Origin of the sequence: Enterococcus larvae, from assembly GCF_017830045.1 — a bacterium.
GTDB lineage: Bacteria > Bacillota > Bacilli > Lactobacillales > Enterococcaceae > Enterococcus_L > Enterococcus_L larvae.
Genome location: NZ_JAEDXU010000001.1, coordinates 42,120 through 54,027, shown reverse-complemented (window position 1 = coordinate 54,027; position 11,908 = coordinate 42,120). Strand labels below are relative to the sequence as shown.

Annotated in this window: 10 protein-coding genes; 7 read left to right on the top strand and 3 right to left on the bottom strand. The window is 37.6% G+C overall.

The window, feature by feature from the left end; genetic code table 11:
* Nucleotides 1-148: 148 nt before the first annotated feature.
* The gene (locus I6N96_RS00230; RefSeq protein ID WP_209555493.1) at nucleotides 149-832 is read right to left on the bottom strand and encodes a phosphoribosylaminoimidazolesuccinocarboxamide synthase; all 684 of its coding nucleotides are present in this window, start codon (nucleotides 830-832) and stop codon (nucleotides 149-151) included.
* Nucleotides 833-1,164: 332 nt separating this feature from the next.
* Here I6N96_RS00230 and I6N96_RS00225 point away from each other — a divergent pair, with 332 nt between their 5' ends.
* Both I6N96_RS00225 and I6N96_RS00220 read left to right on the top strand, forming a co-directional pair.
* Nucleotides 1,165-1,839 carry a methyltransferase family protein gene (locus I6N96_RS00225; protein WP_245186788.1) on the top strand — a complete coding sequence of 225 codons (675 nt, stop codon included), beginning with the start codon at nucleotides 1,165-1,167 and terminating at the stop codon, nucleotides 1,837-1,839.
* A gap of 314 nt (nucleotides 1,840-2,153) precedes the next feature.
* On the top strand, nucleotides 2,154-2,924 hold the full coding sequence (locus I6N96_RS00220; RefSeq protein WP_209555492.1) for a carbonic anhydrase: 771 nt from the start codon (nucleotides 2,154-2,156) through the stop codon (nucleotides 2,922-2,924).
* A 153-nt stretch (nucleotides 2,925-3,077) separates the two neighbouring features.
* Here the strand turns inward: I6N96_RS00220 and fabZ are convergent, their stop codons facing one another.
* Together fabZ and fabF are read right to left on the bottom strand one after the other, a co-directional pair.
* Complete coding sequence (gene fabZ / locus I6N96_RS00215) at nucleotides 3,078-3,512, bottom strand: 3-hydroxyacyl-ACP dehydratase FabZ (protein ID WP_209555491.1); 435 nt, start codon at nucleotides 3,510-3,512, stop codon at nucleotides 3,078-3,080.
* Nucleotide 3,513: 1 nt separating this feature from the next.
* Nucleotides 3,514-4,752 (bottom strand): beta-ketoacyl-ACP synthase II, encoded by a 1,239-nt coding sequence (gene fabF, locus I6N96_RS00210; RefSeq protein WP_209555490.1) that lies wholly within the window; start codon nucleotides 4,750-4,752, stop codon nucleotides 3,514-3,516.
* A 488-nt stretch (nucleotides 4,753-5,240) separates the two neighbouring features.
* Between fabF and I6N96_RS00205 the strand changes: the two genes are divergently transcribed.
* The 5 genes from I6N96_RS00205 (at nucleotide 5,241) to I6N96_RS00185 (ending at nucleotide 11,779) form a co-directional block, all read left to right on the top strand.
* Nucleotides 5,241-5,906, top strand: coding sequence for a response regulator transcription factor (locus tag I6N96_RS00205; RefSeq protein WP_209555489.1), 666 nt, complete (start codon nucleotides 5,241-5,243; stop codon nucleotides 5,904-5,906).
* A complete protein-coding gene (locus tag I6N96_RS00200) occupies nucleotides 5,903-6,913 on the top strand; it encodes a sensor histidine kinase (protein ID WP_209555488.1) in 1,011 nt (336 codons plus the stop codon). The genes I6N96_RS00205 and I6N96_RS00200 overlap by 4 nt, the downstream gene beginning before the upstream one ends.
* Before the next feature lie 364 nt (nucleotides 6,914-7,277).
* Nucleotides 7,278-8,036 carry an ABC transporter ATP-binding protein gene (locus I6N96_RS00195; RefSeq protein WP_209555487.1) on the top strand — a complete coding sequence of 253 codons (759 nt, stop codon included), beginning with the start codon at nucleotides 7,278-7,280 and terminating at the stop codon, nucleotides 8,034-8,036.
* A complete protein-coding gene (locus I6N96_RS00190) occupies nucleotides 7,987-10,038 on the top strand; it encodes an ABC transporter permease (RefSeq protein WP_209555486.1) in 2,052 nt (683 codons plus the stop codon). The genes I6N96_RS00195 and I6N96_RS00190 overlap by 50 nt, the downstream gene beginning before the upstream one ends.
* 1,003 nt (nucleotides 10,039-11,041) lie before the next feature.
* Nucleotides 11,042-11,779 carry a helix-turn-helix domain-containing protein gene (locus I6N96_RS00185; protein WP_209555485.1) on the top strand — a complete coding sequence of 246 codons (738 nt, stop codon included), beginning with the start codon at nucleotides 11,042-11,044 and terminating at the stop codon, nucleotides 11,777-11,779.
* The last annotated feature ends 129 nt before the right edge of the window (nucleotides 11,780-11,908 follow it).

The window sequence follows — 11,908 nt, the reverse complement described above, 5'->3', positions numbered from 1 at the left end:
AAAACAGGAGCGATTGTCAGTTCGATGATCGCTCCTGTTTTTTTATGAAGATGACGTGTGTGGCATATAAGCAGGATGTCTCATAAAAGAAGTATTTTGTTGAAAATAGGGCTGATGGAATATCCATCAGCCCTAGAATGCACAGCTTTTAAATTTTATCCAAAATCAACTGCGCGCAATCGATTTGGTTAGGAATGTTGCCTTGTTCATCTTTAACGCGCCAGATATCCGGGGTGATTTCATCAACGACATACATTTTTCCTTCATCATCATATCCGATTTCAATTTTGAAATCAATCAAGGTTAGATTCATTTCAGCTAAAGCATCTTTAAGAACGGCACCAACCTTTGTTAAAATCTCAAGTGCTTCATCGTATTGACCAGGGACTAAAATCCCCTTCATTTGACACAAACGATCAGTGATCAATGGATCTCCTTGTTCGTCATCTTTTAAGGTCACTTCCAAATATGGCGGGTCAAAAGGCAAGCCTTCCGGTAAGCTGAAGCGACGGCACATACTACCGGCAGTGAAATAGCGTAAAACAAACTCCAAATTCGGGACAGTCAGTTGGCGAACTTTCATCAACCCTTTTTCGATGTCTGCATCTAAGTAGTGAGTAGGAATATCATTTTTTTCCATTAATTCAAAAAAATACTTGGAAATAGCTAAGCCGATTTTTCCTTTACCGGCAACGCTGCCGCCGACTGAGTTGGAACCAGGATCAAAAACGCCATCTTCTCCAGTTGCGCTATCTTTAAACAGTAGGTTTATTTCTTTGCTTCCTTCATCAAGTAAGACTGTTTTCGTTTTACCATCGTACAACGTTTTCATGCTCTTCCTGCTTTCTCTAAAATATCTAGTGTTTTCAATAATGATAACATTGGATATTTTCCCTGTCGATGATTTTTCGTGTTTTGTTGGTTATGTTTTTTGTAATGTTCGTATTTAATCCATTTATAGTTCTACAATCGTATTAAATGGAAATGATATCCTATTTCGTTCGTGTTTTGAAGTAACTTGGAAAAATGGGAGAATTTAGTCTAAACTATCAAGATGAGGATAGGGATCAGCAATAGCGTATATAATAAGTTCAGCCATGCCATGCTCTGCCTATCTTTCATAATAACGATTTGTTATAGTTAAGAAAAAGCTAGGAGGTGAGTATGATGAATAGTAAGCTTTTGTTTCAAGCACTGATCAAGTTTGTTTCGGGATTGGCAGCAATTAGTCTACTCCTACTTCTTCCAGCGGGAACATTTCAATTCTGGAATGCTTGGCTGTTGATAGGTATATTGTTTATACCTATGTTTTTGCTTGGAATTATTTTATTCCTTAAAGCACCTAAGTTGTTGACGAAGCGTCTAAATACGAAGGAGAAGGAAACAGAACAAGTACAAGTCGTTTCTCTATCCTTAGTAATGTTTCTGGCAGGTTTTGTTGTTGCCGGTTTGGACTTCAGATTTGGCTGGAGTCATCTACCACTATGGCTGGTTATACTTGCTTCCATTTTTTTGTTAGTTGCTTATGGATCGTATGCAGAGGTCATGCGGGAGAATATGTACCTTTCAAGAACGGTTGAGGTACAGGAAAACCAGCAAGTGATAGATACGGGCTTGTATGGCGTAGTGAGGCATCCGATGTATTCTGCAACTGTCGTGCTTTTCTTATCAATGCCAGTCATTTTAGGGTCAGTTCCGGCTTTTTTCATTTTCTTGATTTACCCATTTTTATTGGTAAAGCGGATAAAAAATGAAGAGATGGTACTTGAACAAGAGCTGAAAGGCTATAAAGAATATAAGCGGAAGGTAAAATATAGATTGATTCCTTTTATCTGGTAAATATCTATCTATGTAGTATTGAGTGAACAATTGCCTAGTGTAAAGAAAAAAGACAGTCATGAAATCAGTGACTGTTTTTTTGCTGTCTGTTTTCTTAAGAATTTGTTAACACTAGCTTAACAATTCTTCGCTACTATATGCTTCAAGAACGAGTGATTACTGTTATCGTACATTATTAGAAGTAATATACATATTTTTCACAAAAATAGTCTAGAAAATAATTTTGTCTGGTGGTATCATCTTAATGGGTGAAAAATAAGATGAATAGTTAGCTTGTTCGAATAAACGATTTGTTTTTGAAAGGAAGGAACACAGTGAAAAAGATATCAACATTTGTTTTTTTATTTGGAGTAAGCCTTGCAGTAACAGGCTGTTCTGCAACTAGTCAAAGTCAGACCGAAGAATCAAGTTCAGTCAAATCTGAAAGTACGTCGGAGTCAGAATCGGCAGAGGGACACATTGATTATGATAATCAGGAAGAGTGGGAATTTACTGCAGGACAGATGCAGTCGCCAATCGATATCCCAACGAGCAAGGCAGAGGCGATGACAGAAGATGCCGGAACGATTGCGTTAGATTACGATTCAGATATTACCAGTGTAGAAAACAATGGTCATAGTATTCAAGTATCTGATGGAGGAACAGCGCAAATCAACGGAAGAAACTTTACCTTAACGCAATTTCATTTTCATGCCCAGAGTGAGCATACAGTAGATGGAGAGCACTATCCGATGGAAGCGCATTTTGTTAATACTGCTCAGGATGGTCGAATCGCAGTTGTGGGTGTCTTCTTTGAAGAAGGAGAGGAGAACAAGGGATTTCAGGAAGTCTTGGATGATGTCCAAAATGAAAAGGATGATCCTATCACTGATTTAGATGAGATGCTGCCAAGCAATAAGAGCTATTATCATTATTTGGGTTCACTAACTACGCCGCCTTTAAATGAAAATGTGGAATGGTATGTGATGGAAAATCCGGTAGAAATTTCTTCAGAGCAAATCGAATCATTCAAAAAACTGTATTCACATAATAATCGTGAAGTACAGCCGTTGAATGACCGGACAATACTCAAATATTCAGAGTAGATTAGAAAAATAAAGAAGTGTAGGAGCATAATCTGTTCCTACACTTTTTCTTGTCCTAAATCCAAATAAACGGAGAGGGCCATAGGAGCGAAACGCTTCACTCCCAGTCTCTGTTCCATAAGTTAAGCGCTAGTCAGAAAGGGGATAGTTCTACTATCTCCCTACAATAAATGTTAGCTCGCATTCGCAGACTTTTTTACCGTCAACATAGGCAACAGCTTGGCCAACACCGACAAAATCGCGTAATTTAACAATTTCAAAATGAAGCTTCAGTACATCGCCGGGAACGACCTTTTGTCGGAACTTGGCTTTGTTTATTCCTCCTATATAAGCTGTTTCCCCTTTAAACTGATCCATTTTTAGTATGAGGATAGAGCCTACCTGTGCAAGAGCCTCAATGATTAAAACGCCAGGCATTGTAGGATTTCCGGGGAAGTGACCTTGGAAAAATTCTTCATTGATCGTCACATTCTTCGTTGCGATGATTTTTTTATCCGCAATGATTTCATCAACATAATCAATAAAACAGATAGGGTATCTGTTTGGGATCAATTCCATTATTTCAGTTACAGTCATTACTTTTTCCATGTTATTCATCTCTCCATTTCTTCATACAGATAACCGCATTATGACCGCCGAATCCAAACGAGTTGCTAATTGCATAATCAGCCTGAATAGAGCGGGCTCCTTCTGTTAAATAGTCTAAATCACATTCCAGATCAGGCACTTCATAACCAACAGTCGGATGAGCAATGCCTTCTTCTAATGTTTTCGCACAAGCAATCGCTTCAATTCCGCCGGCAGCGCCTAACAGATGTCCCGTCATGCTTTTTGTACTGGAAATAGGGACCTGTTTTGCTCCTTCGCCAAATACACGTTTGATGGCTGTTGTTTCTGCTGCATCATTTGCCGGTGTAGAAGTTCCGTGAGCATTGATATAGCCAACATTACTTGGTTGTATACCCGCTTCCTCCAGTGCCATCAGCATGGCATCTGCTGCGCCGCTGCCGTCTTTCAATGGAGCAGTCATGTGACTGGCATCACAGTTACTGCCATAGCCGACGATCTCACCAAGAATCTCTGCACCTCTTTTTTTCGCATGCTCCAGCTCTTCCAAGACAAGCATCCCAGCTCCTTCGCCCATCACAAAACCCTTGCGTTCTTTATCGAAGGGGATAGAGGCACGTGCAGGGTCATCTGTTGTGTTCAGCGCATTCAGTGCGGCGAAACCAGCGATCCCAATCTCGCAGATGGTTGCTTCAGTTCCGCCAGTTATCATGATATCTGCTGTTCCGTGCTTGATTGCTCGAAACGCTTCACCAATAGCATTGGTGGCTGAGGCACAAGCAGTTACAATTGTCTGAGAAGTCCCTTTAGCTCCTAAACGAATCGAAATGTTTCCGGAAGCCATATTCGCGATAACCATAGGAACGAAGAAGGGTGTTACTCGTTTCGGTCCCTTTTTATCCATCACTCGAACTTGATCCTGCAAGGTGGTCATACCACCGATTCCGCTGCCGACAATGACGCCAAATCGCTTAGCATCAATGGAAGTCTCAGCTAATCCGCTCATTTCCCATGCTTCTAGGGCAGCTGTCAGACCGTATTGAGAGAATAAATCCATTCTTTTTTGTTCTTTTCGATCTAACACAGGACTGGGATCAAAGTCATTTACTTCACCGGCTAAAGATACACCGATTTCCTCTGAGATAAATTTTGTGATTTTCCCAATCCCCAGCTGTCCATTTTTCAGGTGCTGCCAATATTCTTTTACTGTATTGCCGAGAGGAGTCACTGCTCCTAATCCGGTTATTACAACTCGCTTCATTTGAATCCTCCTAGTTGTTTTGATAATCAAAGTAATAATTCTGTTATTAACCAATACTTTTTTTGTTAAACTGAGTAAAATAGTTTGACTTTCAAAGTATTATAGTTAATAATTCAGACATTAAAAAATGTCTGTCTCTTTTTTTATTCTCAATTATGGAATGATATTATCATTCTCAAACAGATAATACCAGTTGTGTTTTTATTCGTCAACTTAAATCTATTATATGCTATTTGTAAAAATATGATTATGTTAAAATATTCACAAATGATAATAAATATAAAATGATGTTGTAAAAGAAGTTGATAAGACAGAAGGGGATCTTAAAGAAAAAATTGTCTAAGTAATTTCTTGAGAGTGGAAGAAACAAGGCTGGCTTCTTACCTAGGATCAATACATGCTATAATAAGAGAGGATTTCTAGAAGAAGAAACAAAGCCGTCTAGGGGAAAGATTTCCCATAGACCGTGAATGAAGTGGAGAAATAGTATGAATATCTTAATTGTTGAAGACGAAAAGAACGTAAGGAATGAATTGAAACGACTGTTGGAAAATGCTTTTTTTAAGGTGACTGTTATTGAAAAATTTGAGCATGTAGTTGATCAAATACTGGATTGTTCTCCAGATTTGGTCCTTTTAGATTTAAAGCTGCCGGATCAGGAGGGTCAAACAATCTGTCGTTCATTGAGGCAGACGTCAGCAATCCCTGTGATTTTTTTAACAAGCGACAACAGTGTCATGACGGAGCTTGACTGTATTTTACTTGGCGGCGATGATTTTATCACAAAGCCGTATACACCGTCTTTGCTTTTGGCACGTATTCAGGCTGTACTGAAAAGGACGATCAATCAGCCTAGCGAACAGTTTCTGTTGACCCACAAAGATTTGTCCTTGAATATCAGTACGTATAAGGTTCTCTTCAAATCAGAGGAGGCGGAGTTGACCAAAACAGAATTTAAACTGCTGCATTACTTGTTTCAGCGAAAGGGAGAGGTCATCCCAAGAATGGATATTATTGTTTATCTTTGGGATAACGATGTTTTTATAGATGATAACGCATTGAGCGTCAATATGACGAGACTGCGAAATAAGCTGGAAGCTTTGGGCGTTTCTGATTTCATTCAGACGAAAAGAGGAGTTGGGTATCAAATATGAATCTATTTCGTTATATACATGACAAGCTATTGATTGTCGTTCTGAACCTTTCTGGTGTGCTGTTGCTGTCCTTTTACTTATTGACTGTGGGAAACACACTCCTCACGATCGCATTGATCGATCTTGTTTGGGGGAGTGTGTTTCTGCTGTATTTTGGTATTGAGTATTATAAAAGAAGACAATATTTTGATGGTATCACTAGGCAAATGACGCGGCTGGATAAGCCCTATCTGATCTATGAAATGATGGAGAAAACATGGCGTTACGAGGACGAGGTTTATAAAGATATCCTAAGAAAGTCAACGATCTCAGCAATGGAAGTAATTGTTTTATTGGAAGAGGAACAGGGTGAATACAAAGAATTTATTGAAGCCTGGATTCACGAGGTAAAACTTCCTATAACCAGCTTGTATTTGATGAGTGCTGAGCTAAAAGGAGACTCAGCTCGAAAGCTGCAGGCGTATCTGATCGATTTGGAGAATCAAGTGGATCAAGCTCTTTTTTATGCACGAAGCGATTATGTTCATCAAGATTACTTGATACGAGAAGCGCCAGTTCAGGAAATCATCAGTGAGCTGGTCAAGAAAAACAAATTTCTGCTTATTCAAAATCAGATGCAGATCACTATCGATTGTGAGGGTATGGTGCATACCGATAAAAAATGGCTCGCTTTTATTATCAATCAGCTTTTGTTTAACGCCGTCAAGTATAAGAAAGAGGGTTCGGGTCAAGTTTCATTCAAGACTATCTCAACAAAGGAAAGCACTCGATTGATCATCAGGGATGAAGGGCTCGGCATAGTCTCTCACGAGCTGCCTCGTGTATTTGATAAGGGGTTCACTGGCACGAATGGCAGAGATGCAGGAAAAGCAACAGGCTTTGGTCTTTATTTGTGTAAGAAGCTATGTACCAAATTAGGACTGACGATCGAAGCAAACTCTACTGAAGATGAATACACAGAGATGATTCTTACATTTCCCAAAAATAGTTATCTTTCAGATTTGTAACTTCCATGCAATCTAAATAGATATAACATCAATTTATTTATGAATATACTTAAGTTGTAGCGTTATATTGTTTCTATATAAATCCTGTTAAAGATTCAATGCACGAAAAGTGAGCTTTGCACAAAGTATGCAGCAAAGGAAATGAAAGTAGTTATTATTTCTTTAATAGGATTTATATACGAATCCTGTTAAAGATTCAATGCACGAAAAGTGAGCTTTGCACAAAGTATGAAGCAAAAGAAATGAAAGTAGTTATTATTTCTTTTCTCTTGCCCCTACACTACTCACTCGGCTGACGTGACATGAACATAGGGATGATGCGTCTATTTAACAGGATTTTTTATAAGAGGAAGGGTGCTGGAAAATGAATGAGCTAATCAGAATAGACAATGTAGAAAAATACTATGGAAATAAGGGCAGTACGACAAAAGCCTTGAATAGAGTGAGCTTCTCAGTGAATGAAGGAGAGTTTACCGGTATCATGGGGACGAGCGGCAGTGGGAAAACGACGCTGTTGAATATGCTGGCAACGATCGATCGAGTCAGTGCCGGTCATATTTTTTTTGACAATCAGGATATCACTCAGTTTGATGAAAATCGCTTGGCACAGTTTAGGAAAGAAAATCTAGGCTTTATTTTTCAGGATTTTAATTTACTGGATACATTGACTTTGGAAGAGAATATCACTCTTGCATTGAGCCTGCAGGTAGGTAAAGGAGCAGCACCAGACCGAGTGAAGAGGATGATGGAGCAGCTTGGGATATATGAGCTGAAGGAAAAATTTCCTTATGAAGTATCTGGAGGGCAAAAGCAGCGCTGTGCCTGTGCTCGTGCACTGATTACTGAGGCGAAGTTGATTTTGGCTGATGAACCTACAGGGGCGTTGGATTCAAAATCTTCAGCAATGCTTTTGGAAACGATGGAAAAAATGAATCGGGAAATGGCAGCAACGATTTTGATGGTCACCCACGATGCTTTTAGTGCCAGTTATTGCAATCGCATTCTGTTTCTCAGCGATGGGGAAGTGTTTCAGGAGCTGTATAAAGGTGATCGAACCAGAAGAGAATTTTTGAATGAGATATTGGACGTATTGGCGGCTATTGGAGGCGATGGCCATGCTTAATAAATTATCATTTAGAAATGCAAGGAGATCTGTGAAGGATTATCTTGTCTATGTTATTACGATGATGATCATTTCTTCGTTGATGTTTGCCTTTAACGGCTTACTCTTCTCAGCCTCAGTTAGAGAGCTTTTGAATGAGGTGACCTCTATTGCGGTATTTATTGGCTTGGCTACTTTTTTTGTTGTTGTGATCGTTATCTGGCTGACGAAATATATTATCAATTTTATGCTGGAGAGACGAAGCAAGGAATTTGGCACTTATTTACTGATAGGAATGGATAAAAAGCAGGTAGGGAAAATGTTTAAAAGAGAGCATCTTTTTTTAGGAGCACTCACTTTTTTTCTAGGACTGATTCCTGGTTATTTGCTGCATCTTGCCTTGATCAATATATTTTTTACCGTATTTGATTCACAGTATCAGTTCGTTGTTGATATAAATATGTACACCTATCTGCTTACGTTTGCTGTCTATCTATTTGCTTATTTACTGGCACTGCTGCGGATCAACAAACGATTCAAGAAGATGGAAATTCGTGAGTTGCTTTATTTGGAAAACAATAATGAAGTAAGTACGAAAAGGAAAAGCCTGTTTGTGATTAGCTTGATTTATCTTATATTCTTCCACCTGATCGTCTATACCGGACATGCGAATGTTCAGCTTATCTGGCCGTTACTTGCAGGCTTATTTGCTTCGATTTATGGTCTGTTTATAGGAATGTCCGGATACTTAACCAGCTATATTCAAAGAAAAGGAAGAACGATTACTAAGGAAGCCAATATTTTTATTTTCCGACAGTTGGCTTCGAAAATAAAAACCATGCGTTTTACAATGGGCTCACTCACGATTCTATTTGCCGTAACCATCTTAAGCTGGATGTTTGTTTTACTATTTACCAGCTATCAAAAAGAGGTGTTTGATGGGAACTTGATGGATATTGATGTTTTTTATCTTAAGGATGGGGTTTCAACAGATTTCCAGCAGCAGCTGAGTGTGATTGAAAAGCATGGTGTAATAGAAGAAGCATATACCTATCATGTATACGAAAATGATAAACAAACGAAGTTGAATGACTATTTATATGAAAATGTCAAAGGAGCCTATGATTCTGAAGGCCGGAGTGCATATTTTGATTACGACACATACATGCTCTTATCTGATTACAATCAGTTGAGAAAAATGGCAGGATTTGACACAGTTGTTTTAGATGAGGGGCAATACCTGATTCAGGCAAAAGAAAAATTAGCCGAAACGTTTTCTGACTATGGGGAAAGGAATGATCTTTCTATAGGGGGAGAAGTATTGGATTGTCGACAAGTGATCACAGATCCATTTACTCAAAGCGGGATGAATGGTGCTGACTACATCCTTGTTGTTCCAGATAACAACCTGCCGAAGCTGCTGCCATATTACAGTATTCTAGCTGCTAATGTAGGGAGCGATTCGATGTATGAGATCGAGCAAGAGCTTGAAAAAGATTCAGGATATCTGGAAGATGGCGATATTGAAGACAAACTATTGGCAATCAAGTACGGAACCAGTAGTGAGCAGCTTATTACCTTCAGTACACCAATCCTGGTACGAGAAAGTCTAATCAAAGAGCTGGACAGTGTAACGGCTAGTGCGAGCTTTACTTTAGGATATGTTGGAATCGTCTTTTTAGTCGTAGCGATGAGTATTTTAGCGGTTCAACAGTTATCTGATGCCTCTAAGTATAGATACCGGTACCAGATACTGAAAAATTTAGGACTGAACCGAAGAGAACGTAATAAAGTTGTCCTAAAACAATTGGCTATCTACTATTTGTGTCCGGTCATAATTGCTACCCTTATCAGTGCCTTTACAGGAATATTTGCAAGTGACAGCTTTGCTTACTATACTGGCTTAAGTACATCGGGGAGCTACTATTATTTGATTGCATTGGGCATATTTCTAATGATCTTCTTCATTTACTTCCTAGTGACATATATCAGTTTTATTCGAGCGATAGAAAAAGAAGGGTGAATACATTTCTTCGCCATTGGGTGATACCATGAATGGGGTCGGCAGACTGAAAAAAGCAAAAGGGTGATCTGTTTGGGTCATTTAGTAACACAGAACTTTACTATATAGGGTCATAGACTGTTGAAGTATCAGACTGTCTATGACCTTTTTGTTCGTCGTCTATTTATGATAGTAATTGATTTTGGAGTGAAAAATCTGCTGCTCTTCTTTTTTGTTGATTGCACGATTTAACGCTGTGGTTTGCTTGTAGAAAGTCAAAAAATGGAATTAAAGCGAATTGATTATGCTGATTTTATGATGAAAAAGGTGACTATTTACTGATCATTATCTGCTTTGAAATAATTTTTTAATTAATTTAACTTTCTTTGCAATACTGACTTTTGTTGAAGAAATGAAATAAGCCAATTTTAAAAAAACGAGTATGTAGCATAAAAAAACAAGTGAATATCAAAAAAATAACGATTTTTAAGACGTTGTAGATTATTTGATAACCTTATGAATAGTTCTAGCTAGATGTATGATTTTGACTGTCTTATCGTATCTCAAAATATTTATCTTTGAGATAACATTTATTTGATTACAAATTCATTCTAAACTAATAAAAGGAGCAAGTCTACAATTTTTTTCTCATTTTTCTCTCAATTTATTCATAAATTTTGTAAAAATATGATATAAAACACAGTTTGATATCAATAATATCGGTTATGTATATCAAAAAATAGGCGTTGTGACAGCTTTTACCGTCAGTTAAGCCGTCTGACAAAAAACACCATCATGTGATTTTATATAAATTCTCTATTTTTTTAACATGTAAATCGAAATTTCTTTCCCAAGTCTTCATAAAATAAAGCGTCAATTAAGCCGTCATCAAGAAAATTAGACTCTTTTCTATTAGGAATTATCAACTATATCTCAAAGATAAATACTTTGAGAAAAAACCAAGAAAATCATGTTTTGATTTGTTTTTTGTTATAAAGGAAGTTATGAAGGAGATGTATCTAGTATGCTTGCAGGGGTTATCAGCTTATCGGAAAATTTTTCTGAATCATTCTTCGATAAACTTAAAGAAAAAGACATTGATGTGGTTCAATTGACACCCGAGGATTTTGAAGAAAAGATTTCAAAAATAGAGGTAGTCATCATTCGTGGAAATACAACCAAGGATGCAGCGGAGGTTTGCAACATTTTGATAAAGCTTAAAGAAAAATCAGATGCTCATGTGTGGACATTTTTATCAAAAACACCTCAAATGATGAGAAGTGTATATCTTCAATTAGGTGCATTGGGAATTGTTCCAGAGGATTGTCAAGAGGATGAACTGCAACTACTTATCTCTAACAACTTAAATAAAATTAACAATCTATCCAATGATTTTGGAAAAAATCAAGAAGGAATTAGTGGGGAAAAGGGGAAAGAATCACTTGAGAGAGTTGTGCTCAATTCTAGAAACCTTAGTGTACAAATTTTGGGAAATGAAGAAATTTCATTAACGAAAATTGAGTATAAGACATTATATGTACTTTATAAAAATTTAAATACTACTGTTACATACAGCGAAATATCAGAAGAAATATGGAAGAAGCAGATTCGTGATTCGAAAATTCGAATAGCAAATATCATTTTTCATCTAAGAAAAAAAATAGAAGCTAGCGGCATACTTCCCGATGTGATTCGCACGGTTCGATCTAAAGGGTATATGCTGGATTTATCAGGAGATATTAGAAAGCATCGAGAAGTGTAGATAATAGATTCGTATTTCTTTTCAGGAAAAGTTGAGGGAATAACATAATATGAAATCTAAGCATCCTCTCCTTTTTTGAAATTGAAATAGATTTGTATGTCTTTGAGACAGGCATACATAGAAGTATGA